The sequence below is a fragment of the Lysinibacillus sp. NPDC093688 genome (genome assembly GCF_050280145.1).
GTDB lineage: Bacteria > Bacillota > Bacilli > Bacillales_A > Planococcaceae > Lysinibacillus > Lysinibacillus xylanilyticus_B.
The window spans coordinates 58,311-85,300 of sequence record NZ_JBNNUX010000011.1; the positions used below are offsets into that span (position 1 = coordinate 58,311).

General features: G+C 36.5%; 23 protein-coding genes. 5 read left to right on the top strand and 18 right to left on the bottom strand.

The features are described from left to right. Nucleotides 1-286: 286 nt before the first annotated feature. From ACQKN2_RS11045 to ACQKN2_RS11095, 11 genes are all read right to left on the bottom strand, one after another. The gene (locus ACQKN2_RS11045) at nt 287-541 is read right to left on the bottom strand and encodes a hypothetical protein (protein ID WP_427415009.1); all 255 of its coding nucleotides are present in this window, start codon (nt 539-541) and stop codon (nt 287-289) included. A gap of 329 nt (nt 542-870) precedes the next feature. Next, entirely contained in the window at nt 871-1,608 is a 738-nt protein-coding gene (locus tag ACQKN2_RS11050) for a 16S rRNA (uracil(1498)-N(3))-methyltransferase (protein ID WP_427415010.1), read from the bottom strand. Between the two features lie 82 nt (nt 1,609-1,690). Continuing rightward, nucleotides 1,691-2,632, bottom strand: a complete 942-nt coding sequence (gene prmA, locus ACQKN2_RS11055) for a 50S ribosomal protein L11 methyltransferase (RefSeq protein WP_427415011.1) — start codon at nt 2,630-2,632, stop codon at nt 1,691-1,693. A gap of 21 nt (nt 2,633-2,653) precedes the next feature. After that, nucleotides 2,654-3,760: a molecular chaperone DnaJ gene (gene dnaJ, locus ACQKN2_RS11060; protein WP_427415012.1), complete on the bottom strand. Its 1,107-nt coding sequence runs from the start codon at nt 3,758-3,760 to the stop codon at nt 2,654-2,656. Between the two features lie 512 nt (nt 3,761-4,272). Continuing rightward, nucleotides 4,273-6,111, bottom strand: coding sequence for a molecular chaperone DnaK (gene dnaK / locus ACQKN2_RS11065; protein WP_376076501.1), 1,839 nt, complete (start codon nt 6,109-6,111; stop codon nt 4,273-4,275). A gap of 74 nt (nt 6,112-6,185) precedes the next feature. Further along, entirely contained in the window at nt 6,186-6,758 is a 573-nt protein-coding gene (gene grpE / locus ACQKN2_RS11070; RefSeq protein ID WP_427415013.1) for a nucleotide exchange factor GrpE, read from the bottom strand. Between the two features lie 18 nt (nt 6,759-6,776). Beyond that, nucleotides 6,777-7,805, bottom strand: a complete 1,029-nt coding sequence (gene hrcA / locus ACQKN2_RS11075) for a heat-inducible transcriptional repressor HrcA (RefSeq protein WP_427415014.1) — start codon at nt 7,803-7,805, stop codon at nt 6,777-6,779. An 89-nt stretch (nt 7,806-7,894) separates the two neighbouring features. Continuing rightward, nucleotides 7,895-9,040 (bottom strand): radical SAM family heme chaperone HemW, encoded by a 1,146-nt coding sequence (gene hemW, locus ACQKN2_RS11080; RefSeq protein WP_427415015.1) that lies wholly within the window; start codon nt 9,038-9,040, stop codon nt 7,895-7,897. A 525-nt stretch (nt 9,041-9,565) separates the two neighbouring features. Then, nucleotides 9,566-10,726 carry a chromate efflux transporter gene (gene chrA / locus ACQKN2_RS11085; protein ID WP_427415016.1) on the bottom strand — a complete coding sequence of 387 codons (1,161 nt, stop codon included), beginning with the start codon at nt 10,724-10,726 and terminating at the stop codon, nt 9,566-9,568. A gap of 103 nt (nt 10,727-10,829) precedes the next feature. Further along, the gene (locus tag ACQKN2_RS11090; protein ID WP_427415017.1) at nt 10,830-11,675 is read right to left on the bottom strand and encodes a DUF5643 domain-containing protein; all 846 of its coding nucleotides are present in this window, start codon (nt 11,673-11,675) and stop codon (nt 10,830-10,832) included. Between the two features lie 410 nt (nt 11,676-12,085). Beyond that, on the bottom strand, nt 12,086-13,276 hold the full coding sequence (locus tag ACQKN2_RS11095) for a DHH family phosphoesterase (RefSeq protein WP_427415018.1): 1,191 nt from the start codon (nt 13,274-13,276) through the stop codon (nt 12,086-12,088). 67 nt (nt 13,277-13,343) lie between these two features. Here ACQKN2_RS11095 and ACQKN2_RS11100 point away from each other — a divergent pair, with 67 nt between their 5' ends. The 4 genes from ACQKN2_RS11100 to ACQKN2_RS11115 all read left to right on the top strand — a co-directional run bounded on the left by ACQKN2_RS11100 (nt 13,344) and on the right by ACQKN2_RS11115 (nt 18,608). Further along, entirely contained in the window at nt 13,344-14,057 is a 714-nt protein-coding gene (locus ACQKN2_RS11100; protein ID WP_427415066.1) for a polysaccharide deacetylase family protein, read from the top strand. 448 nt (nt 14,058-14,505) lie between these two features. After that, nucleotides 14,506-14,643 (top strand): hypothetical protein, encoded by a 138-nt coding sequence (locus ACQKN2_RS11105; RefSeq protein WP_427415019.1) that lies wholly within the window; start codon nt 14,506-14,508, stop codon nt 14,641-14,643. A 640-nt stretch (nt 14,644-15,283) separates the two neighbouring features. Further along, nucleotides 15,284-16,933: a pyridoxal phosphate-dependent decarboxylase family protein gene (locus ACQKN2_RS11110; RefSeq protein ID WP_427415020.1), complete on the top strand. Its 1,650-nt coding sequence runs from the start codon at nt 15,284-15,286 to the stop codon at nt 16,931-16,933. After that, entirely contained in the window at nt 16,911-18,608 is a 1,698-nt protein-coding gene (locus tag ACQKN2_RS11115) for a methyl-accepting chemotaxis protein (RefSeq protein ID WP_427415021.1), read from the top strand. Before ACQKN2_RS11110 ends, ACQKN2_RS11115 begins: the two co-directional genes overlap by 23 nt. An 84-nt stretch (nt 18,609-18,692) precedes the next feature. Here ACQKN2_RS11115 and ACQKN2_RS11120 read toward each other — a convergent pair whose 3' ends face one another. The 6 genes from ACQKN2_RS11120 to ACQKN2_RS11145 form a co-directional block, all read right to left on the bottom strand. After that, nucleotides 18,693-19,640: an SDR family NAD(P)-dependent oxidoreductase gene (locus tag ACQKN2_RS11120; protein ID WP_427415022.1), complete on the bottom strand. Its 948-nt coding sequence runs from the start codon at nt 19,638-19,640 to the stop codon at nt 18,693-18,695. Nucleotides 19,641-19,712: 72 nt separating this feature from the next. After that, nucleotides 19,713-20,291 carry a TetR/AcrR family transcriptional regulator gene (locus ACQKN2_RS11125; RefSeq protein WP_427415023.1) on the bottom strand — a complete coding sequence of 193 codons (579 nt, stop codon included), beginning with the start codon at nt 20,289-20,291 and terminating at the stop codon, nt 19,713-19,715. Between the two features lie 149 nt (nt 20,292-20,440). After that, complete coding sequence (locus tag ACQKN2_RS11130) at nt 20,441-20,866, bottom strand: GatB/YqeY domain-containing protein (protein ID WP_427415024.1); 426 nt, start codon at nt 20,864-20,866, stop codon at nt 20,441-20,443. 103 nt (nt 20,867-20,969) lie between these two features. Next, a complete protein-coding gene (locus tag ACQKN2_RS11135) occupies nt 20,970-21,305 on the bottom strand; it encodes a hypothetical protein (protein WP_427415025.1) in 336 nt (111 codons plus the stop codon). A gap of 317 nt (nt 21,306-21,622) precedes the next feature. After that, nucleotides 21,623-22,381 carry a formate/nitrite transporter family protein gene (locus tag ACQKN2_RS11140; protein ID WP_427415026.1) on the bottom strand — a complete coding sequence of 253 codons (759 nt, stop codon included), beginning with the start codon at nt 22,379-22,381 and terminating at the stop codon, nt 21,623-21,625. 360 nt (nt 22,382-22,741) lie between these two features. Beyond that, the gene (locus tag ACQKN2_RS11145; protein WP_427415067.1) at nt 22,742-24,187 is read right to left on the bottom strand and encodes a DEAD/DEAH box helicase; all 1,446 of its coding nucleotides are present in this window, start codon (nt 24,185-24,187) and stop codon (nt 22,742-22,744) included. 441 nt (nt 24,188-24,628) lie between these two features. Between ACQKN2_RS11145 and ACQKN2_RS11150 the strand changes: the two genes are divergently transcribed. Further along, nucleotides 24,629-25,624, top strand: a complete 996-nt coding sequence (locus ACQKN2_RS11150; RefSeq protein ID WP_427415027.1) for a PLP-dependent cysteine synthase family protein — start codon at nt 24,629-24,631, stop codon at nt 25,622-25,624. 195 nt (nt 25,625-25,819) lie between these two features. On the opposite strand, the gene ACQKN2_RS11155 is transcribed toward ACQKN2_RS11150, so the two are convergent. After that, nucleotides 25,820-26,833: a zinc-dependent alcohol dehydrogenase family protein gene (locus ACQKN2_RS11155; RefSeq protein ID WP_427415028.1), complete on the bottom strand. Its 1,014-nt coding sequence runs from the start codon at nt 26,831-26,833 to the stop codon at nt 25,820-25,822. Between the last annotated feature and the right edge of the window lie 157 nt (nt 26,834-26,990).

The window sequence follows — 26,990 nt, forward strand, 5'->3', positions numbered from 1 at the left end:
GTATTTGTTCCGTTGATGTTACTGGACAAGATTGGATTGGATCTAATTGATTACTCAAAAAATTTCCCTCGTTTCATTTTGTAGTATTTGAGAGCTCTCCATATAGAATATGTAGTAATTAAATCTATGAATAGACGTGTATACTAGTTTTTTTACTGATATTAAAAAATGGGATTTTGAGCTGAGCGAGAGTAAAAATGAACACAAAATGTCAGGTACTCTTTTTACTTGTGTTTTATATTTTGAAGCTTTCCAATACTTGGTCCTTGCTTGAATGCTGGAACAATTAGATAACTGAAAAATCGCTTATCTTTTCCCAATTTACGTTTTTATTTATTTTCCCGAAGTGTAAAATGCCGAATCCTGCCCCAATACTAAAAGCTAATATTGAAATAGTAATTGGTATTTTACCTATTTCAAGTAAACGAATATTAAATAATTCAGGAAATGAAACAGTATATAAACCTGTTGCTATAAAAGTCGCACAATAGATCATAGCAGCAATTACAAAAAAAGTTAATGAGATAATTAATTTATTCATTTGCTTCCCCGTCCAAAATTTAATTATTCTGTTTTCCTCAACCTGAATTATATAAAAAGAAAGAATATTATGAATCAGTTACCAAAGATTAGAATAACATATTTTCACAGTTGGGCTGTCATATCACGGCAAGTTATGGGGATGAGCATGTAGTAAAGCCGATTCAAAATTTTTTGAATCGGCTTTTTTTGATAGAAATAATAAAATTAACAGTCATTAAGCGTGGATGGGCCTACCCCCTCACACTTGCCACGACTACGTTCATCGTAATTTAATCATGAACAACCAGGTGTATGAAAAGCCCCTTTTAACAAGGCTAAACGCCTATTTTATTCAAATTCATAAGATATTGCAGAAAGTGCATAGAGTGGCGCCGTTTCTGCTCGTAAAATTCGAGGTCCTAATGACATAGTTTGGGCACCTGCTTGAAGCAGGGCATCCGCTTCTTTTCGGGCAATGCCGCCTTCAGGACCAAAGATAATAAGAATTGATTTCGACTTCTTGTCATACACGTTTTTTAGCTTTTCCGCAAACCTTGTACGTTTTTCTACTTTTGCATCCTCTTCATCCGCTATAAAAACGGCGTCGAAATGGCCTACTTGTTCTACTAGCTGTTTAAAAGAGATTGGTTCATAAATTTCTGGGATATGTGTACGATGGGATTGCTCAGCTGCTTCTTTTGCAATTTTTTGTAGACGCTCTTGCTTTTTGGCACCCTTCTTTTTATCCCATTTAACGATGGAACGCTCCGCTTCAAATGGCAACAAGGCATACATTCCAAGCTCTGTCGCCTTTTGTGTAATCAGTTCTAACTTATCGCCCTTCGGCAAACCACATGCCACTGTTACATGAACAGGTAACTCTGGTGAAAGAACGATTTCACCCGTAGTTTGAACGTGTACCTCATCTCCTTCAAAAGCTGCAATTTCGCAAATATGAGCAGTGTTTTGTGCGACAACTACGATTTTGTCGCCCTCTTTCATACGCATTACTCGTTCAATATGTCGGGCATCCTCTCCGCTAATACGCGCTTCCTCTATGGCTGTCTCAATAAAATATCGTTGCATTTGACCGTACTCCTTTCTAGCAAGAAGAGAAAACGCCAAATCACAAGCACTCGGCTCCCGATTTGGCGCTTCCTCAGTCCAATTATTGTGGTCGACGGGCAATGATAGCTACCCAATCTTCCATTAGTAATACTTCTTCTATTTCAAAGCCTGAAGCTTCTAGTGCTACTTTTACATCATCACGTTTTGCGGCAATGATGCCTGAAGTGACATATAATCCACCCGGTTTAACAATTGAAAATGCATCGTCAGTAAAGGACATAATAATTTCTGCTAAAATATTAGCAACAACGACATCAGCTGGTTCCTTTACAGTATCCAATAAGTTCCCATGGAATACTGATACTTTATCATCCACTTTATTTAACACAACATTTTCTTGTGCTGAACGTACAGCTACTTCGTCTAAATCAAGTGCATGTACGCTCTTAGCTCCTAGTAAGGCTGCACCAATTGATAGAACGCCTGAACCCGTTCCGATATCGATAACCAAATCTTCCGCTTTTACAACCTTCTCAAGCCCCTGTAAACACATAACAGTTGTAGGGTGTGTTCCTGTACCAAAAGCCATACCAGGATCTAATTCAATTATTAGCTCATCTGTTGATACTGGTACATATTCTTCCCATGTTGGTACGATTGTAAAGCGTTCAGAAATTTTTACAGGATGATAGTATTGCTTCCATGCTGTTTCCCAGTCTTCCTCGTTAACTTCCACAATCGAAACAACATTTTCACCAATATCGATGTTGAAGTTCGTTAGATTTGTTATAGCCGCCTTAATTTCTTCGACTGATTCATTTAAAAAACTAGACTCCGATAAGTAAGCCTTAACAATAACACCATCTTTAGGAAAATCTGCTTCATTTAGCGCATAAATTTCACCATACCGATCTTCTCGTGGCTTCGCAAATTCTGCAGAATCCTCAATAACCACACCACTTGCCCCTGCTTCATGCAAAATATTCGAAATTGCTTCTACCGCTTCATTTTTTGTATGAATGGATAATTCTGACCACTTCACGTAGCTCTTCAGCTCCTCTAATTATTCACCTTGGAATTTTTTCTTAATTTTATCGAATAGTGTACTTCCTTGCTCTTCAGGAATATCACCACTAATTTCCGCAAATTCACGTAGTAATTGCTTTTGTTTTTCTGTTAATTTTTCTGGCGTTACAACTTTTACTGTTACATATTGGTTCCCTGTGCCATAGCCATGTACGTTTTTGACACCTTTGTCTTTTAGACGGAATTGTGCACCTGACTGTGTTCCCGCTGGAATACGTAGTTTTACTTTCCCATGAACAGTTGGAACTTCAATTTCATCACCAAGAGCTGCTTGTGGGAATGTCAGTTTAAGTTCGAAATAAATGTCATCGCCATCACGCTCAAACTCTTTATGTCCTTGAACGCGGAACATAATATATAAATCCCCCGCAGGTCCTCCATTTATACCTGGCTCACCTTGACCAGACACACGAATTTGCTGACCATCGTCAACACCTGCTGGAATGTTCACTTTGATTTTCTTACGTTGTTGAACTTTTCCTTCACCACGACAAGTAGAACATTTTTCTTTAATGATTTTACCTGCACCTTGACATGTAGAACAAGTACGACGATTCATCATACGGCCAAATGGTGTATCTACTGCCTGATTTACTTGACCAGCACCGCTACATGTTGAACATGTCTCAGGATTAGTACCTGGTTTTGCACCTGAACCATGGCAAGTATCACATACTTCATCTTTAGGAATTTCAATTTCTGTTTCTTTCCCGAAAATTGCTTCCTCAAATGTAATATTCATACGATATTGAAGGTCATCACCTTTGCGTGGTGCATTCGGGTCCTGACGGCGACCGCCACCACCAAAGAATGAGCTGAAAATATCCTCGAAGCCGCCAAAGCCGCCGCCTCCGAAGCCTGCATTTGGATCCTCGTGGCCAAATTGATCATAGCGTGCTTTTTTCTGATCGTCACTTAATACTTCATAAGCTTCAGCGATTTCTTTGAATTTTTCATCTGCACCTGGCTCTTTATTAATGTCAGGATGGTATTGCTTTGATAATTTACGGTATGCTTTTTTAATTTCATCTTTAGAAGCCGACTTCGTTAAACCAAGCACCTCGTAGTAATCGCGTTTCTCCATGATTCACACTCCGCTCTTTTTGCATAAAATCTATTGTATCACGCAGTAAAAAAAACTGCCTCTATTTTATTATTAAATATTCATTACAATTGTTGTACCAAGCGTGTTGATTAACCATTTTTATCCACTCCAATTAATTAGAAGGCTCTGATTTCCGCTACGGGCTACTCGCTTTCCTGCGGGCAAGCGTCGAGCCGCTTCCTCCGCTGCGCTCCGTGCAGGGTCTCGACTGTCTCGCTTTCCCGCGGGAGTCGAGTAGCCCTACGCTACAATCAGTTAAAATGGGCGTACATTAGCAAAATATCAACAAAAAAATCTTTTTATCAGCCAATAATAAACCTATTTTTTCCTAATCAAACACGCCTGTTGTTGTACACATGTTTTTTCACTTTTCTCTCAAACAACCTACGCAACTAGATAATTAAATGTGCGTAGCTTATAGCAGTATATAAAGAGAAAAGCCAAAGCCGCAAGCGGTCTTTGGCTTCTTCACTTAACTGTGTTACTTACTATTATTTATCGTCTTTTACTTCTTCAAAGTCAGCGTCTACGATGTCGTCTTTTTTACCATCGCCAGCTTCTGCACCTGCTTCGCCACCTTGAGCTGCTTGAGCAGCTGCTGCAGCTTGTTCATATACTTTCATTACTAATGGTTGTAATACACCATCTAGTTTTTCTTTAGCAGATTTAATGCCTTCTAATTCGCCAGCTTCAAGCGCTTTTTTCAGTTCATCACGAGCATCTTCTACAGATTTTTTCTCGTCTTCTGTAATTTGTTCGCCTAAGTCAGCAATTGTTTTGTCAACTTGGAACACTAATTGGTCCGCTTCGTTGCGAAGATCTGCTTCCTCTTTACGTTTAGTATCCGCTTCAGCATTTGCCTCAGCATCTTTTACCATACGTTCGATTTCTTCCTCAGATAAACCAGAATCAGATTGGATAACAATTGTTTGTTCTTTGTTTGTACCAAGGTCTTTCGCTTTAACAGATACGATACCATTTTTATCAATATCGAATGTTACTTCGATTTGTGGTACGCCACGTGGAGCTGGTGGAATATCTGATAATTGGAAGCGACCTAATGTTTTGTTGTCTGCTGCCATTGAACGTTCACCTTGTAGAACGTGAATGTCTACTGCTGGTTGGTTATCAGCTGCAGTTGAGAATACTTGTGATTTAGATGTTGGGATCGTCGTATTACGGTCAATTAATTTTGTGAAAACGCCACCCATAGTTTCGATACCTAATGAAAGTGGAGTTACGTCAAGTAGAACTACGTCTTTCACATCACCAGTTAATACGCCACCTTGAACTGCAGCACCCATTGCTACAACTTCGTCAGGGTTTACACCACGGTGTGGTTCTTTAGCAGTTTCTTTACGCACAGCTTCTTGTACAGCTGGAATACGAGTAGAACCACCAACTAAGATTACTTGGTCAATTTCAGATGTTGAAAGACCAGCATCAGATAATGCTTGACGTACTGGACCTACTGTACGGTTTACTAATGGTAATGTAATTTCGTCAAATTTTGCACGAGTTAAAGAAATTTCTAAGTGTAATGGACCCGCTTCACCAGCAGTGATGAATGGTAAAGAAATTTGAGTAGATGTTACACCTGATAAGTCTTTTTTCGCTTTTTCAGCTGCATCTTTTAGACGTTGCATAGCCATTTTATCTTTTGAAAGGTCAATGCCGTTTTCTTTTTTGAATTCTGCTACAAGATACTCGATGATAGCGTCGTCGAAATCGTCTCCACCTAGTTTGTTATCACCAGCTGTTGCTAATACTTCAAATACACCATCACCTAATTCAAGAATAGATACGTCAAATGTACCGCCACCAAGGTCAAATACTAATACTTTTTGATCTGTATCTTGTTTGTCTAAACCATAAGCAAGTGCAGCAGCAGTTGGTTCGTTGATAATACGCTCTACTTCTAAACCAGCGATTTTACCAGCATCTTTTGTAGCTTGACGTTGAGCGTCGTTGAAGTAAGCAGGTACAGTAATAACTGCTTTTGTTACTTTTTCACCTAAGTAGTCTTCAGCATAGCCTTTTAAGTATTGAAGAATCATTGCAGAAACTTCTTGTGGCGTATATTCTTTATCTTCCACTTGAACTTTTTCAGATGTACCCATTTTAGATTTAATAGAAATAATTGTGTTAGGGTTTGTAACTGATTGACGTTTCGCTACTTCACCAACTTGACGTTCGCCGCCTTTAAATGCAACAACAGATGGAGTTGTACGGTTTCCTTCTGGATTTGGAATTACTTTTGGTTCTCCGCCTTCAAGTACAGAGACACATGAGTTTGTTGTTCCTAAGTCAATACCGATAATTTTGCTCATAAAAATTTCCTCCTATTTTTAAACGCAAATGATGCGTTTTCTAACTAATTGTATTTAACTAAATAGTACTAAGTCTATTCGTTCACAGATACCATTGTTGGGCGTAATACGCGATCCTTTAACATATAGCCTTTTTGAAGCTCGCGTAAAACAACACCCGTCTCTTTTTCACTATCTTGCTCCTGCATGACAGCTTGGTGAACATTCGGATCAAATTGCTCACCTTCAGCTTTAATAATTTGTAAGCCTTCCTTCTCAGTTGCTTCTATCAGAGAACGGTACACCATTTCAATTCCTTTTACGATAGAAGCAGTTTCTTCTGAAGTCGCTTCAACTTGTAAGGCACGCTCAAAATTATCGATGACTGGCAGTAAATCTGACAGTAAGGTTTGAGCGCGATATTTTTCAGCAGCCTCACGATCAAGTTGGTTGCGACGGCGAATATTATCGAAGTCAGCACGTAAGCGTAGATGACGGCTTTCCTCATCGTCTAGCTTTGCTTGTAATTCAGCTAGCTTTGCTTCGTACTGTTCTTCAATTGTTAATTCAACTTCTTGTTCTTCTACTTTAACTTCTGTTTCTTCTACTACATTTTCAGCTTGTACATCTTCTTGTACAAGGTCTTTGTTTTCAGTTGTTTCTGTCACTTGAAATCCTCCTCATTATCAATCACTACGATTCTTCGTAAAGGCTTGTGATAAATCCATGCGCATTACGTCTAGTAAAGCAACAACACGTTTATAATCCATTCGTGTTGGGCCAATAATTGCTATAGCCCCTTGCTGATCTTCGCCAATAGAATAAGTGGTCGTAATGACACTACAGTTTTCCATTTCTAGTTGTTTGTTTTCCGAGCCAATACGAATATGAATGCCCGATTCATTAGGATGGAAGAGCGACTGCACTTGGCTAGTCGTTTCCATTAAGTCCAAAATCATACGGACTTTATTTAAATCGTGGAATTCCGGTTGGTTGAACATATTTGTTTTACCACCATAAAAAATTTTACTTTCCGAATTATGCATCGTCGCTGAAACGAGAGCGTGAATAAAATCATCCGCTGATCGAACATGCTGTTGTAATACTGTTAGCACTTCAGCTTCGAGTTTTTTATGAATATCCTCTAATGACACACCAACTAGGCGTTCATTTAAGACATTAACCATTTTCTCTAAATCAGAAGCGGTAAAATTCGGAGGTAAACTAAACATGCGATTTTCAACATGTCCGTTATTCGTTACGATAATCGCCACTGCTGTATCGCTAGAGAGTGGCACAATTGAAAATCGTTTAACACGATGTCTTTGAACATCTGGTCCTAAAAGAATCGATGTATACGATGTCAGCTCCGATAAAATATTGGCTGACTTTCGGATAATATGTTCTACTTCTACTAAGCGATCGTTGAAAATTGATTGGATTTGCTGAATATCCCTTGAATTAATGCCTTGTGGGTTCAACAAATGATCTACATAAAATCTATAACCCTTTTCCGAAGGCACTCGACCAGAGGAAGTGTGCGTTTTTTCTAAGAAGCCTAATTCCTCTAAATCCGCCATTTCATTCCGAATTGTGGCAGGACTAAATGTAATCTCTTGCTTTTTGGAGATTTGGCGAGAACCTACCGGCTGTGCAAACATAATAAAGTCATCTACAATAGCTTGCAATATTTGTAATTGCCGATTTGTTAGCATGATTATCACCTCTGTTAGCACTCAACTAAGAGGAGTGCTAATACTATTATTAAGTTATCAAATCCTACATTTTATGTCAACGATATCGCTCAATCTTCTAGTAAAAATTGTTGAAATACTTCATTACCTACAAAACGACCTTTTCGCGTAAGGCGAATTCCTTTAGTATCATGTTCCAAAAGACCTTCTGATACTAACTCTTCAATAACATGTGAGTAATTACTATGCATCGATTCTTTAAATTTTTCTTCATATATAGTGTGTGTAATTCCTTCCGTTTTACGCAGACCTAAAAACATTTGCTCTTCACGTTTCTCTTTCTCTGTTACAACATGTTCATATACAATTGGTAGTTCCCCTGCATTTACTGCATCCATATACTTTTTCAATGGTCCATGATTTGAATATCGCATACCAGCTAGATATCCATGAGCACCCGCACCAAAGCCTGCATATTCATCGTTTTCCCAGTATATTTTGTTATGACTAGAACTGAAACCAGATTGAGCAAAGTTACTAATTTCGTATTGTTGAAGTCCATGTGCCTCCATCTGGTTCATTAACACCTCGTACATATCCGCTTCAAGATCTTCAGTTGGTAAATGAAGCTTACCTTTTGTGTATTGATTATAAAAAATCGTTTTCGGCTCTACGATTAGTGAGTATGCGGAATAATGTGGTATATCCAGCGCGAACGCTTTTTCTAATGTATCCGTCCATTGTGCCATCGTTTGTCCCGGCAAACCGTACATTAAATCCAAACTAATATTTCTAAAGCCAACCTTTTTCGCTAAGTCAATTGTTTCATAGACATGATCGTTGCTATGTGTACGGCCAATTTTCTTTAACAACTCTTGATCAAAGGATTGCACACCCATACTTATGCGATTTACACCGCCAACAAATAATGCCTGTAATTTTGCTTCTGATAGCTCGTCCGGATTAGCCTCTGACGTAAATTCCGTCACACTGTCCATTGGAATATACGTACGAATAAGCTCAAGAAGTCTCCCTATTTGTTGAGACGTTAATGCTGTTGGTGTACCGCCACCAAGAAATATCGTTTCGATTTTTTTAAAACTTTCGGGATATTTTTTAGTTGCAAGCTCCATCTCCTTGCCAAGCATTTCTATATATTCATCAACTGGTTGATTTTTAAAATAAAATTTATTGAAATCGCAATAGTTGCAAATTTGATGACAAAAAGGAATATGAATGTAAACACCCCGTGCCATAGCTATCCCTTCTTTCTCGTTAGTCTTTTTCCATTTCCTCATTATAAACAATCGAGGCAGGGAACGCTATGAATCCAACCAGTAAAAATAACTAAATCAAAACTATAGGGTATTCACATTATTTATCTTAACAATTGCATGACATCAATAAACATTTTATAGGGGATCCTGTCTACTAGACATGTTTTAAAAGGGGCAGTTTGTAAAAAAAGCTGTACGCACTTTATGTAAGTAGCCCATTTTCAAAAAAAATCAAACCCTCTGCAACAAGTGGGTTTGATTCATCAAGAAAGGAATAAATATAAATTAATGTATATCAATAAAAATGGTGATTTTCATCCCGAGTGAACGCTTTCCACGGATTCAAGATTAGTCAACAAGCGGCTATGATTAAAAGGTACGCAAACTAACCTCATTATAAAGACTTCACAGTTTCGTCGTTCCTTACAAAGCACTATGTAGATGAATACCCCAAGTGAAATCACCATACGAATCAAAATCACAGCAATAATTTTTTGTGTGTACTTAATAACATACAAATCCTACACAAATACCAATTAGTACAAGCAAATAAGGTTGAATTTTCCAACGCGTCAAGCACCATAAAAAAACGGCTGCAATTACTATGTCTAAACCATTTTGAGTTGTCTGTGTAACAATTGGATGAATAAAAGCCGCAGCTAATATTCCAACAACTGCTGCATTTGCACCAGCCATCGCCCCTCTTAATCCAGCAAAACGATTAAGAGTTAGCCAAAAAGGCATTACCCCAACCATTAGCAAAAATGCCGGTAAAAAAATCGCTATCGTCGCAATAATAGCCCCAGGTACTCCAGCAATGACCATACCTATATAGGAAGCAAACGTAAATAATGGGCCAGGGACTGCCTGCGTCATTCCGTATCCTGCTAAAAAATCAGAAGAACTCATTAATCCACTTTGGACAAACTGTGCCTCTAGTAAAGGCAATACGACATGGCCTCCGCCAAACACTAATGCACCTGATAAATAAAACTTTTCAATCATCGTTAACCATTTATATTGAATAAGCGAGCTAACAATTGGTAGCCCAACAAGCAGTATAACAAACAGCGCTAAAAAGCATACACCAGTCGTTTTTGAAATAGGGACCATCGTTTCTTTTGGGTCATCTCTTTGATTAGTCATCTTAAAAAAGAGATAGCCTATAAAAGAAGCAACAAGAATAGTCGTTACCTGAGCAAGTGGATGCACCCATAAAAGCACTACTACAAGAGCCAATAAAGCGATTATAAAATGGCGCAAACTAGGGATTAATTTTTTTGACATATCAAAAATAGCTTGCGCAACAATCGCAACAGCCACCAATTTTAAGCCATGAATCCAGCCCATATCCATCCCTATATGTGCAGAAAAATACGCAAATGCCATAAGTAGCAAAACAGATGGTAATGTAAAACCAATAAATGACACAATACTCCCCAATAAACCGCCTCTTAATAAGCCAATACCCATCCCTACCTGGCTCGATGCTGGCCCAGGTAAAAATTGACTGAGCCCAACTAGTTGACTGTATTCATTATCAGATAACCATTTACGCTTTTGAACATATTCATTTTGAAAATACCCTAAATGTGCAGTGGGACCCCCAAAGGATGTGCAACCTAATTTAAGCGAAACTAAAAAAATCCCCCATAACCTTCGCAATATCTTCAACTACTTTCCATTCTATATATATTCATATTACACAGGGGAAACTTCCTTTTGGTTTAAGATATTGTAAAGTTTTCACTGTAAAAATCTAGTTTCGTTATTCACCTCCAATTTTAATAGCAGAACCAAGCTCACTTCCATTAGCAGCAATCGGAATCAGCTCATAGCTCTCCCCCGTTAAATATAAGGCATCGAGACGGACCCCCCACTTCGTATAATCTTCATTTAAAGGATACGCTAAGTTAAAAGGCCAAGATTCCCCTGTTGCTGATTGGATTTTAAAATGTAATGCTTCATTTAACAGGCTATTCTCAGAATCAAAGTAAATCGTTGTTGATATTGGAGTAGAAACAACCTTTTCTATTGTTATTTCCTGACCATCTAACAGCTGTACTTTTTTCTCAACAGGGAAAACCTTTCTATCATCTTGTAATTGCTTTTGTGAAGCTTCCACTTGAAATTCCCATGGCTCGTCAATCTTTTTTTCCCCGTTCCAGTCGTTATAACGAATATCTAAATTCAATGTTTTATCCGCTGGTAGTTCACTTAATTTCACACTACTATAGATTGTATAGGTTTTTTCGGATTGTTGGATTGTCTGTCCTCCATTTCTAACCGTGAACTCATTTCCATTCACAAAAACCTGTGGAAAGAAAAAAATTTGATGGTCGAAATTTATGCCCTTTACTGGCTTAAAGGTAGCATTCAATAATATTTGATTATCGTCAATTATTATTTCATTTAACGTTAAACGCCCGAGACTATTTTCAGTCGTTTTACCGACTGTTGTTTTGTAGGCTTCAAAATTCAAATCCTTATTAAACAAAAAATAAAAAACAATGACACAAGTAACTACCAATAAAAGCAATACTACAACAAACCATATTTTGCGTGCTCGATTTCCCTTTGGCTGATTCTCAACTAGAAGCATATCGGACATCATGTACACCTCATTTTAAGAAAGTATGTCTCCACAAAAGCTTTTTATTTATTGTAGTTTTCAGTTGAACATTATATAACCTCTAACGATGTCTTGATTTGGCTGATTTCAATATGTATTTAAAGGAATAATGTATATTCCTTTAATGTTGTTGCAAATCTTGCAGAACAAAATGGTCAATGAAATGTTTGTGATTGTTGGAGTGCATTAAATCAGTGTCATTCCTCACGCCTGAAAATATATGCTATGTGAAGCGGTTGATCTTCGTTACGACTGGGCGACTCCTTGGGGATCAGCGTCACAGATGAGACCCTGCAGCGAGTGAAGCGAGTGAAGCGGCTCATCGTACGCCCCCAGGAAAGCCCCAGTCGGAACGGAAATCAATCCCTCGTTTTGCAGAAGAGCCATATTCATTACTCTTGATGACGAACCTTTTTTGCCTCTTCCATTAAATAATCTACAAACAACTCATCTTTCACTAACCATGCTTGATAATTTCTTTTTAAAAACCATTCTGCTTCATAAAAACTTGTAAAGATCTGATCTATTGGAAGTTTATTTTTTTCAATTACCCAATCAAAATCGCTTATTGAATATAGGAGGAAATTTTCTTCCTTCAGGTTTTTATACATTGTCCCAAAAGAAGAAAACCTTAAATTATAGCGATTTCGTTTTGCGTCTTCTGGTATTGGTGCTATATGAAATGTTTGGGTAACATACTGCTCATAAGCATCATCTGTTAAAGAACAACCAGCTGCTTTTTGATGCCCTCCCCCTCCGAATTCTGCTGCAATAGCCGAAACATCTACATGGTCATGAATCGTACGAAAGGAAATTCTTTTGCCACCCATATTTAATATAGCTATAAAATCAAGGTGTACATTTTCTTTCCCCAACTCATTCCCAAGCTCTGAATGATAAGATTCTGCATACACCACACCTGTAAAGTATTCTCCTATCGATGTTTGTACTAGCTCCCTTTTTTTTCGGCGGATGTACCGTTCTATTTTCTCTTCTTCCATAGTCAAAATTTTCTTTTCAAATTCATCAAAGTCAAAGTGTTCGCTTGTCTTTAAACGTTCAAGCATTTTTTCTTCAAATTCATCGATTGATACTAAAAAAAAGAGAGTGTTTAGCCGACGTGCTTGTTGATTATCATTCTTTTCCCATTCCCATGTATCGTACTGTCTCACTAACTCTACAAATTCTGTGATGGAATTTGTTTGTTCTAAAAATCCATGTGCAACAAGATACTGATAAAACATAGACGTAGCTGATGTTAAATATCCATTTTCATCTTCTATTAATACTTTGCCCCATTCATAATCGTTCAAATGATAGGCTGTTTTATGATGATCAAGAAGTTGAACATTGCCTGTTGCGGTATAATAATCATTTAATCTCTTTTCATTTTCCTCGTTTGGAGATAAGTCTGTAATAAATAAAAATGCACCTTGTTCGTTCGTGTCTAAAAAATACTCAATCTCGCGATCCAGCGATGAAATCGAATTGTACCTTACCTTCACTTGATCTTGAAAGGCAAGTTTGGCCAAAATTCCGCAACCTATTCCATCTAAATCATTATGCGATAGCAATTTATACATTTTTTCACCTCCCCATTAGTATGGTTTATCATTGAAAAAATTATCGGTATTGTTAGGAGTGTTTATGCTGAAAAAGAAAATTACTTATTTAGGACTTGGTCTATTATTCATTGTTGCTTTAGGGTTTGGTACATATAAGTTCATGAATGCTAGATCCTACCAACTATTTGGCAGTATTACTTCACATGTCGAAACACATCAGAAGGTTGTAGCCTTAACATTTGATGATGGCCCCACTAAAAATGTCAGCGCCATTTTATCCTTATTAGACGACTACAACACTAAAGCAACCTTTTTTCTAATTGGGAAGGAAATTGAGGAAAATCCAGAGGAAGCTAAAAAAATTGTCCAGGCAGGTCACCAAATTGGAAATCATACGTATTCACATAGGCGAATGGTGTTTAAAAGTCCTACTTTTTACAAAAATGAAATCGAGCAAACCGATGAGCTAATTAGTAGTATCGGCTATACAGAAACTCCACCTGTTCGACCGCCATATAGTAAAAAACTAATTGGTTTACCTTATTACTTAAGTAAAAATAATCGCGATACCATTACGTGGAATTTGGAGCCTAATACTTTTTACTCCTCGGTCAAGGAAAAAACTAATTATGTTAATGAGAATATACAACCAGGCTCTATTATCTTAATGCATCCTATGTATGATGATACTGGAAATGAATTGCAAGCGATTGAAGGGATCTTAAAGACACTTATTGCAGAAGGTTATACATTTGTCACTATTGATGAGCTTAAGAAATTAGAAAGGAACGTCAGATAATCTTGTCTGACGTTCCTTTCCAGCTCAACGAAACAATTGGCTAATTTTTAAGGATACGGTAATTTTAAAAACGAAGTGACTTCAACCACATAGCCATTCTCTTTACAGTAAATATTATATTCCAACATTAAAATTTTATTTTTGTAAAATACGTAACAACCACCATTAAGTAAAAAAAGAAATTCACCAGTAGCAAATAAAACAAAAAATCGTACTCTAAAAAGAAAATTCTTATTAGAACTGTAAAAGAAATAGCTAAAACGATAGTGTACATTAACTTCCCATAATTACAAAAATAACTTTGAAAAATAGCAAAAATTATACTTAGAAAAATAGGAAAATAAAAACTCATACTCTCACCTCTATTTTAAAACTATCACATTACCAATTTTCTGAATAGTGTGAATTTTTAAGATTTGTAGTAGTATAAGAAAAAGGAGTGATTGTGTTGAAAAAAACAAAGGTAGTTATTTTAGCAACTCTTTTAACAATCGGACTTACAACAGTTTCTGTGACTGCATCAGCCTCTACAATAGAACCTCGCACTAGCAACTCGTATAATCGTCGAACTCTAATTATTCGATAATCCCTAAGCAAAGAAAATAAACGATCAAAAGCCAAAAAAATTTACAACGTTATCTAAACATTTAAATCCTTTTAGTTTAGGTCTTGATTAATTTAATGTTTAGTTTTAAATCTGTACCCTTTATATATTGGTAAAAGGCCCCTATCCATCCTTCTTAATCCACTTATATACTATGTTTGTTCCTGAGAGTATCCAAGACCATTAACAATAATAAACCTATCTACTCATTACATTTATGCAGATTCTTTTTTTAACTAAAAGTAGGTTACTATATCTTCTCATTAATAGTCATAAAGCATTAAAATATTCACGTTTATTAAAATTATTATTTTCATAGTATTCACCATAAAAAACTTTCGCCTCCCCATAGCACTTCTCCGTCACTAACTTTGCAATAATTCATAAAAAAGAGTCTCAGGAACCCTATTAAATCAACATTTACAGAAATAACCCACTATAATATTTCTTCTAATCATTTTGCTCCAAAACGAGTTCGACTATTTAGAAATGTCAAAAATTAATTTTCCAGTAAAATATAAATTCATTTTTTGTTATTATATGTTATTATATCCATAGTAAAACTACCTATTTTTACGAAATGAAAAAATAGAGGAAATATGAACTACGAAGGAAGATGACTATGAAGAAAATCCAACAATTATTCCAAAGTGAAGATGGGAACATCGAACAAAGAGAGAATTTTTTAACCCTATTAGAGAAAATTGTCTCATCATTAGATGAATTAAAAGATCCACAAACAACGACTCTTGGACCAATGAAAGAACGCTCAGACAATTTCTATAAAGAGTTAATGCAAGAAAATCAAGTTCCAACTTCAGGTGTCGGACTTGATCAAGTTGTGAATGAATTAACAAAATTGATGCAAGGACATCCTTACCATACACGCAACTTTGTAACAAATGTTTTGCCAATGGCGAGCATTCCCGGTATTCTAGGCCAATTTACGAATGCTCTACTTAACGGTAACAATCTATGGGATGTATACGGACCTGCTGCCGCAGAATGTGAGGTAAAGGTAGTAGCAATGATGTCGAAGTTAGTTGGCTACGACTATACACAAAGTTTTGGTTACACAACTTGGGGTGGACAAGGGGCTGTTTTCAGTGGTCTACGTCTTGCGATTGCTAAACAATTCCCGAACGCAAAGGAAGATGGCGTACCAAATAATTTATATTGCTTCGCTTCTGAAAATGCACATTACAGCTTATTAAAATCAATTGAAGCAGTCGGCATCGGTAGCAAGCATTTAATTCGTGTTAAAGCTGGAAAAGACCATTCAATGGATATCGAAGACTTACGTTTACGTATGACTGAGGTTATCGAAAATGGTGGCATTCCAGTGTATGTAGTTGCTACAACAGGCGCTACAGATCAATTTGCCATTGACGATGTACAAGCAATCAAAAATGTTACAACTGAGCTAGAACAAAAACATTCATTAAAGCCTATACATATTCATGCTGATTCAGCTTTAGGTGGTTTTTACGCATTTTTCAACGATTATGATTTTAAGGCGAACCCACTTCAGTTCGAGACTGATGTTTTACAAGGTCTTGAACAAATTAGAGATCGTATGCAATATCTTCCTATTGCAGATAGCCTTTGCTTTGACTTCCAAAAGCTTGGTCAAACACCGTATTTAACAAGCTTATTCTTAATAAAAGAAGGAAAACATTTGCAGCTATTAGATATCGAGGATTTCGACACACCTTATGTAGGTAATCGAGGCTACGGTTCTTATCATACAGGCTATACATTAGAGTGCTCTCGTATGGGTAGTTCGATTGCTATTTATGCTGCATTACAGGCGTTTGGTAAAGAAGGCTATCAACAAATATTAGCTAATTATGTGCGTGTAAATTTAGCGTTCCGTGCGCAGTTAGCTGAGAAAACGCCAATGTTACAAGTAGTCAATGAGTCTAATATTGGACCAGTCACAGCCTTTCGTTTGTATCCAGAAGGCTTGAATTGGGAATCTGAGCAGTCAGGTGGCTATACACAAGATCAGATTGAATATATTAATGGCCTTAACGCTTCTTTATTTGAAATTATAGGAGAAGGTCGCGACGAAGTATTTTTCGGTGATACAACACGTGTTTGTACTGTCAACACTAGCGATACAAAACAACAAATTCCAGTCGCTGCTGCAAAATTCTTTTCAATTTCTCCTTATACTGAGACAGAACATATTAGTGATATGGTTCAGTTCTTACAACAAAAGGTGAAAGTATTGGAGGCAGCTAAAGTTGAGTATAGTCAAAAAATTTAAAAGCTCTTTACTCTATAAATATATTGCAAGTTTCACTATTCCAATTGCTATTATTTCGGTAATTTTTAGTATCGTCTTATTTATTACATCTTATCGGATTATCGATAATTTTGTTATTACACAATTTGAGTCATCATTAGACGTAATATCAAATACAATTTTTGATGATCTAGACAAAAATGACGTCAAAGCTGCAGATGACGGCGATAAGGATAAATATGATGACATATTAAAAGAATTAAATGAAACACTTAAAGAGTATGATATTGAAAATGCTTACGTTCTTTCACGTGCAAATGGTAAAGAACATATTGTGGCATTAAGCAATAAAGATGATTATCAACAGGACTATGTATTTAGTAATGACATGAAAGAAGCACTAAAGACTGAAACTGTTCAATCTAGTGATATTTATGAAGATGAATATGGAATTCATAAATCGATTTTCATACCTTTTAAAGATACTGATATTCTTTTGGGTTTAGATATGGACGCTTCCTTTATTTCTAAACTTCAAACACAGACTCTTTGGATTTGTATCATCATGACTGTGATGTTTTTGATATTCGGTATTATTGTGGCTTATTTCATTAGTAAAGGCATTATAAAACCAATTAAAAATATGACTAGTTATGTTGGTAAAGTGGCACAAGGAGACTTAACTGTTGAATCACTTAACATAAAGGGTTCTAATGAAATTGCACAGCTTTCAGGTGGCATTGAAAATATGACAGAAGACTTACGCTCACTTATTCAGCAAATTGCTGAAAATGCAGAGCAAGTAGCTGCTATGTCCGAAGAGTTATCGGCAGGCTCTGAGCAAACAAGTGCATCGATTCAACAAATAACATCTTCCATGCAAGAAGTAGCTGTAGGATCAGATAAACAAACTTCCTCTATTGAAGAAGTAGAAAGTCATATTACGACAATCTCCACAAAGATGTCAGAAGTTGTATCGAGCGTAAATGATGTCACTACTAAAGCATCTAATGCATCTTCTATTTCAGAAAAAGGCAATACGACGATTCAAAGTGCTACAGAAAAAATGGCCTTAACATCTAATGCTATTCAAGAGACTTCAGAGGTTGTGAAACGTTTAAGCACTTATTCAAATGAGATCGGCGACATTGTAACTTTAATTAACGAGATTACTGATCAAACTAATTTACTCGCTTTAAATGCATCTATTGAAGCGGCACGTGCTGGTGAGCACGGTAAAGGATTCGCGGTTGTAGCCGAAGAAGTACGTAAACTTGCCGACCAATCACTTACAGCAACAAATAGTATTCGAACACGTATTGAAACAATTAAGGAAGAGTCTGTGCAAGCTGTAAAGTCCATGGAAATTAGCAGTAGTAACCTTGCAGAAAGCTCTACTAGCTTTAATGAATCAGGTGAAGCCTTTAAAGAAATATATTCGAATATTACTTCATTAACCCAAGAAATGGATTATGTCAATAATATCATTTCAAACATTAATGACGGGGTTAACAACATTGCATTTTCTGTAGAGGAAGTTGGTGTAATAGCCGTTCAATCATCTGGAAACATTCAAAATGTGGCTGCTGCTTCTGAGGAACAATCAGCTAGTATTGAGGAGATTACGGCGTCTTCAAATAATTTAGCTGAGATGGCACAGCAACTACGTAATATCATACAAAAATTTAAGCTATAAGAAATACTAATAAAAAAAATCCGCTATGCTTTCTGTAGGTGAATTTCTACCAACAGAAGTTTATGCGGATTTTTTCATTGACTCTTAAAAGGTTTTTAGTGCTCCCTTGTTCATCCATGCAAGCGTTTCTTCTAGCCCTACTCTATATGAAGTACTTGGTAAAGCACCTATTTCCTTTTCAAATTTTTCCCCACTTAAAATGACCGGTTCTTCTGTTAAATACAAGATTTCAACTACTTCTTTCATAGAAGGAGCAAATATTCCAATCAGTCGGATCATGCCTTTAGAAACTGTACGAATACCCTTTTTGTAGCCAGTAATGTCACGTAAAATTTCCACTAGTTCTTCCCCTGCAATTGGGTGAACAGCCGGCACATTCCAGTTCTGATTATATGTGTCGTCTCGTAAAGCAAGCTCAACCATAGCCATTGCGCCATCAACTGTATAAAGAAATTCTCTCTTCACTTGCATATTCCCTACAAAATTAGCTTTTTTATCTTGTGCCACATTTTTTAATGTTTCATAGAGTATTGTATTCTCTGCATTTGGTCCATACAAATCAGGGAAATGTACAATTAACGAGGGTACCTTACTGTATTTCAATTTATTTTCCATCGTTAAACGAATTTTCCCTTTTTTCGTCTGTGGTTCCTTTCTAGCTTGCTCTATTACAGGGTTTATCGATTGTCTTCCATATGCATAAATATTATCTACAAGTGCAATCTTCGCTCCTCGCCTTTCGGCTATGTTAATCACCATATCTAAGCATCGCAAATGGAGCTTTTCCCAATCCTGATACGGAAAACTAATAGCATGAAAAATAATATCCACACCGTTTGAAGCTCTCATCATATCCTGTTCATTAAATACATCACCCGAAATAATTTCGACATTTTTGTGCTGCCGAAAAAGTGCAACTAACTTTTTTTCATTTCTAGCAAATGCCTTCACCTGTATATTTCGACTAACTAGTTCATTTACTAGCGCATAACCCATACCACCAGATGCCCCAATAACTAATGCTTTTCGCAAACTTTATTCCCCCTTTTAATTAACCACTGGTCAAATAACTATTAAAAGAATGCTCTAGATTTTTCACTAGAGCTACTCTCTTAATGTTAAAGCCTTGATAAGAAATTTTGCATGTACATCCACTGCTTCTTTCGCTTCCTCATAATTTTTTACGTAATGACGATAATGTGCAACAAATCCATGAAGAGCAATGAATGTAGAATGTATATCTGAAATCAACAGTTCTGCCTGTGATAAGGACTGTACAGATTGTGCAAATTTTTCATAACTATGGTTCGCTGCCTCTTGCGAAAGCCCATCAATTTCGCTATCCCTCATGATAAACATTAATTCATACTGACTTTGATTATTTAAACCAAACGCCATATAGCCTACAAAAACATTCAGCAGTTTAGTGGTATGATCTTCAGGACCGTTCATATTTTCATCTAAAGTATTATTTAGTTCAGTGAAATAGTCACTTAATATTGCATAAAATATTTCTGCTTTATTTTTAAAATGATAGTAAATAGCCCCATGACTACAACCAAGCTCTTTAGCAATACTTCGCATTGATATTTGCTGAAAATCCTTCGTGATAAATTGCTTATGAGCCTCATTTATAATCATTTCTTTCGTCAAATCTTTTGTTGACGGCTTACGTGGCGACATAGTATCCTCCTTATTGACCAGTGGTTAATAATAAGTATATAAGTGATTTCATTTTTTGGCAATAGTGACACAAACTTGGCACAAAAAATAAAGTAGCTCAAAAAAACAACCCCTTACTACATAGGAGTAGGAGGCTGTTTCTAACGATATTAAATAAGGACCTTTACAACTTTTGAAATAACAGCGCCTTCAGCCTGACCAGATAACAAAGGTTTTGCAATTTTCATCGCTTCCCCCATGTTCATCCCTTTTACAACGCCAGCTGCCATAAGTTTTTCTGCAATTTCTTCTTCAGTTAATTGCTCTGGTAAAAATGATTTTAGAAGAACTAATTTCGCTTCCTCTTTTTCAATTAAGTCAGCTCGTCCTGCATTTTGAGCACCCTCTAGAGCCTGATTTGTTTGCTTTACTTCACGATTTATAATAGCCATTTCCTCTTCAGGCGATAAAGCTTCTCCCTTTTCTTTTTCAGCTAAATCTAGAGCAGATTTCAAAAGCGTTAATACACCTTTTGCTAATACATCCTTTTCTTTCATTGCCTTTTTTAATTGTTCAAATACCTCTGTTTTTAACAATGTTTTCACTCCTTCGTGACATTTATTATACCATAAAAAAATACCGTACCCTTAAGGGATACGGTAGCGTGTGTCACGGAAATATGCCGAGGCATAATTGATACTATTTTACTTGTTTAAGCATAGATACTTCAGCTTTTGTCGTTATTACATCCGATGACAAAATATCAAATTTTGCATCTACAAGATCAATTTTTCGACTTAAATTTTGTTCAACTTTGTCTAATCTTTTTTCCAACGCTTCGTTTTTTTCTTCTAATCGCTTCTGAACTGCTTCGATTTTTCCTTCTAACCTCTTCTCAACTGTATCGAGTTTTCCTTCTAATCTCTTCTCAACTGCTTCGATTTGTTGTTGAAGATCCGATTTCATGTCTTGCATTTGCTTTGAAAGCTCTAAAATTGCTTGAAGAATCGTATGTTGGTTGACTTCTTGTTCCAATTTGAGTTCCTCCGCTCTTTTATATTCATTACATTATCTATTATTTTCATAGCATTAATCACATTGACATATATAAAAATAGGTAGAGTTACATAAGCAACTCTACCTGTCATTCTATCTACGATTTATCTAAAAGTCAAAGTATATTAAGCGATGGAAATTGTCAAGTATTCATCCGTTAATTTCACTTGATATAATCGTATCGCTTTATATTCCTGTATATGTAAACAGATCCTTACAATCACTTCTCAAATTGCCATGGCACGCAGTATTCTACTCCAATTAAACTGACTGCATTAGCAATACCTAGTGTTTTGTCAATCTCTGCCATTCATCCAATAGACAAAACCAATAACGGCTCCACCAATAATATTACCTAGTGTTACAGGTAATAGATTTGAAATGGCTCCACCAAACGATACTAGTTCACCATGAGGTATGAGGAGTGCAAGGGAAAACAATGTCATATTTGCTATACAGTGCTCAAATCCAATTGTTACAAAAGGGAAAATACAGCAGAAGATCATCACTAATTTTCCAGTCTCTGTTTTTAATTTATAGGTACACCATACGGCCAAGCATACAAGCAAGTTACATAAAATACCTCGCAATAAAAGTTCAACGAAACTAGCATTCATTTTAGCTGTAGCCAGTTTTTCAATGTAAGCTGCTGTGTCTCCAACTGCTAGCCCCGAGTAAAAAAATAATGCGGCTGCTAAAAGAGAACCAAAGAAATTTCCTATGTAACTAAACGACCAAATGCCCAACATCTCAAATGGTGATGATTTTTTTGATAGTGTACTAACCGTTAAAACTAGATTATCACCAGTAAATAAATTTGCCCCAGCCATCATGACCATACTAAGTGCCACACCAAATGCTAATCCTTGTAAGATTTTCATACTTGGTACCTCAGTTGGACTTAATAAGCCGCCAATAGTAGTGATGAGCAAAATTCCAAATCCGATAAAAAGTCCGCCAAAAATAGCTAACAATAAATAATTAGCAGACTTATGCTTCATCATGTTAATTTTTGTTTCAGCAGTTATACAAACTGAAGAAATTGTTTCTTTCATACTTTCATCTCCCAAACTACATCAAGCTAATTTAATAGCTCATTTTCAACGTTGATCTCAAGTAGTCAACTAGTTTCCACTCTAACCAACTTTTATACAAGGCTACATTTTAACAAATATTATTCTAAAATATCGTTAATTAGCAAATTTAAAGTAAATTCCTCCAAATAAACATATATTTATGCACTTTAAAGATTACTTTAGGATCTCTTTAATTCAGCGTCCAAATAATATTCAACAAAATAAACAGCCAGTCCCCGGTGAAATACCGAGAACTGGCTGTTGTTTTCTTACTAATTCAATATGAAAGGCAAGTACCTTTTCTAGTTGACCCATAACTCTATCAAAACTTACAACTTACTATTTATTGGCTTCATATACTTTCAATAACTTACCTTTGATTGTCGTTTTCTTCATGTTTTTTAAGACAATCGGGCCTTTATCATTTAATATTTCTACATAAGTAAAAGCATCTGTAATAGTAATGATACCTATATCCTCGACTGTTATACCATCGATTTTGGCAATCGTCCCGACGAAATCTACAGCTCTTAGCTTCTTTTTCTTACCACCATTAAAATATAGCTTCATGATTTGCTCGTTCAGCTTTTCACTTTTCGCCTTTTTCAGAGTTGGCTCAATATCCATTTTCGCTTCAAAAGCTGCTTTTTTTTTAAAAGCATCTTCTTCAGTTGGCACTACTTTATTTGGAATTTTAAAACCAATATAGTCTTCAATTTCACTTAAAAAACGATCTTCAAACGGCGTTACAAGCGTAATTGCTTTCCCTTTTAGACCTGCTCGTCCAGTTCTTCCCGTACGATGGACATAACTTTCTTTTTCTAATGGCAAATCATAGTTAATGACATGTGTGATATTATCTATATCAATCCCTCGAGCCGCTACGTCTGTGGCAACTAAATATCTAAAATCGCCTCTTTTAAAATCATTCATCACTTCAAGTCGTACATCCTGTATCATACCGCCATGAATTTTATCGCAGCTATATCCTAAATTGATTAACTGCTCACATAACGTATCGACTCTATCCTTTGTGCGGCAAAAAATGATACAGCTATCTGGATTTTCAACAATCGTAACTTTGCGCAGCAGAGATAGTTTTAGTTCTTCATCCACTACGTAAAGGGAATGATCAATTTTATCTGTTGTTAATCCCGTAGCTTGAATTTCTACATCAGTAGGTGTTTTCATATATTTAAGAGCTAAGTCTTTTACCTTCTCTGGCAACGTAGCTGAAAATAACATCGTCACACGATTTTGAGGCACTTGTTTAATAATAGCTTCGACTTGTTCTATGAACCCCATATTCAACATTTCGTCCGCCTCATCAATGACAAGATAACGTATTTTGTCTAAGACAAGCGTGCCTCTTTCAATATGATCTAACATGCGTCCCGGCGTACCAACAACAACATGTGTTTTTTGCTTTAGTTCTGTTTTTTGAATGGCAATCGGCTGTTTTCCATAAATCGCTGTTGCTTTAATGCGCTTCAGTCTGCCAATATTCGTAAAATCTTCTTTTACTTGAACAGCAAGCTCCCTTGTCGGAGTTAACACTAAGGCTTGTGGTTTGTTTTCTAGCCAATCAATGGCTTCACAAATTGGAATCCCGTAAGATGCAGTTTTCCCACTACCTGTTTGTGATTTTACAACAAGATCTGTTTTTGCTAATGCTAACGGAATAACCTTACTCTGAACTTCTGTTGGTTGTTCATATCCTAAGCTATCCAGTGCCATTATTATTTCATTACTTAATTCATAATCCTTAAACCTTTTTTTACTCATCATTAAGCCTCATTTATGTGTTCAATTATTTTTACTATTTCTGAAAGATAATTACCTAACATAGACTCCCATTATACATACGAAAGTGAATAATAACTACTCTCGAAGTTATTGCAACTTACCGAATTATCAGGTTACCTTCTATCCATTAGGCTTTCTCAGACATTCTCCTGCGCAAATATTTACAATTTGAACAGATAGAATGATCCAGTCCTTGCATTTTGAATAGATAGATCATGACATATATAGTGCACTTACATAATACCTATTCATAAAAGAAGGACGTTGTATTAGCGAATTTAATTAATTATTTTTTTCTATTACTACATTTAATCTTTCTATCAGGAATTTTATTGCTTATAAGGAATTATAATGGTACGATTCCATTAATTCCTACAAAACAAGTTTGTTAAGTAGGTAAAAATCAAGGGGTTGATTCGGATGGGTCAAATTGTAACGAATAAGATCAAACAATCTATTACAGAATTAATCGGTCATACACCACTATTAGCATTAAATCAGTATATAAAAGAGCAACAGCTAGAAGCCGAAATTATCGTAAAGCTAGAGTATTTTAATCCTGCTAATAGTGTGAAGGACCGTGTTGCTAAAGCGATGATTGAGGATGCTGAAGCTCGTGGTGTATTGACAAAGGATAAAACAATAATTGAAACAACAAGTGGCAATACCGGTATTGGTCTAGCCGCAATTGCTGCTGCAAAAGGCTATAAGCTTCGAATTTACATGCAGGATGGTGTAAGTGAAGAGCGTACAAAGGTTGTAAAGGCATATGGAACGGAGGTTGTCCCTTTTTCAGATGTCCCAGAAATGGTGGCTGCCTTTGAGGAAACAGAGGGTGACTTTGTTGAGGCTAATAAAGTATTTCGAGAAACGGTCGTTGAACAAGAAGAAAATGTTGTGTTTTTAAATCAGCTTAATAATGATGCCAACCCAAATGTTCATAGGTTAACTACTGGTCCTGAGATTTGGGAGGATACAGACGGACACATTGATATCTTTGTGGCAGCAATCGGCACAGGTGGTACGATAAGTGGTGCTGGCGCATACTTAAAATCAAAAAATCCGGCTATCCAGATCATTGGAGTAGAGCCTGCTGTTAATTCCATTGCAACAGTTGATAATCCAGATATCATTGAAATCACAGGTGTTCACCGCTTCTCTGATGCCGACGAGGCTCGTGTACCATCGAATGTTCATTTAGAAATAATTGATGAAGTGCTTGAGGTAGAAACTTCACAAGCTTATGAGGCTGCACGCGCAGTTGCGAAATCAGATGGTATATTAGTAGGTACTTCATCAGGTGCTGCTTTATTTGCCGCCACAGCTCTTGCAAAACGTGCAGAGAACAAAGGAAAACGAATTGTCGTTATCCTACCTGATACTGGTCTTCGATATTTATCAACTGATTTATTTTAGGATCGTAGTAAGCTTTTATTTTTTAAGCTGGCATAAAAAACGAAGGGTAAAAATATTACCCTTCGTTTTGATTTATAACTTGATCTATTATACCTCGGCATAATTATGTCCGGGAGGCTTTAGACCAATAGATGTCTTTTGTGCGAAAGAGCAGATAAATTGCCACACGACGTGACGTTCTTAGACTGAGGTCCTCTATTCAGAGGGTGAACACCCGCTGAAAGAAGTTAAAAAAATCTTTCCTTTAGTCGTTTTAGATGATTCAACAGCCGTTATCGCGTTTTTAATGTCTAGCAAATCATAATGAGCATCGACCGTCATCATTTTTAACTTACCACTATTAACTAGTTGAATTAAATGATGAAATGTATCTTGCCATCTTTCTACCGATACTTGCTTATTCCAATGACGCAAATGGAACATATTTGCATTTACATTTGCCTCTTTAACAATTCTCTGCCAATTCACTTGCACACCTGATAAAAGACCAATGGCTAAAAAGTTCCCTCCAGATTTCAGACAGAAAGAAAGATCATTGCCCGCTGCCCCTCCAATAGAATCAATAGCAGCATCAGCACCCCTACCATTTGTTAGTTCCATTACTGTTTCATAGAGCGGTGCTTTTGAAGTATCTATTACATAGGAAGCGCCAAGCTGAATTAAATCGTCTGTATGCCGATTATTTCTCGTTACTGCGATTAATTGAAAACCTAACAATTTTGCTAGCTGAGCAAATATGTGCCCAATTGCGGACCCACAAGCATTCACTAATAAAACATCATTTGGCCTCAATTGTAATATGTCCGTACAAGATACCCAAGCTGTCATTGGGTTGATATACATTTGCGCTGCAGTAAAATCATCGATAGAATCTGGAATAGGCACTGCGAATTCTGCGCTTGTTTTTACAATTTCCTGCCAAGTTCCTTCCCCCCGTAAAGGTAATACACGCTTTCCGATAAGATTCTTAGAAACATACGGACCTACATCCTCTACAATACCGACCCCTTCATAGCCAGGAATAGTTGGTAAAGAAATTCGATGAGCATAACTCCCCCATATTGGTATTAAATCTGAAGGGTTAATAGGTCGCGCCAGCATTCGAACAAGAATTTCTTGTTCTTGAGGGGGTTGAATCGTTTTATTTTCAAACTTCAAAACCTCCCGAGGGCTTCCAAATTCATATAATTTAATACTTTTTGCTTTCAATAAATTAACTCCTTTATGATTGATTAATAGCATTTTTATTGCAGCGACTTCTAAATGAAACCTTCAGGGGGTTTACTTTATCCCTACCGATTATTAGTCTTCACCATCGGGATTTTATGAGCAGTTTTTCTCCCACTTTATTTCTTTGCTATCGCGA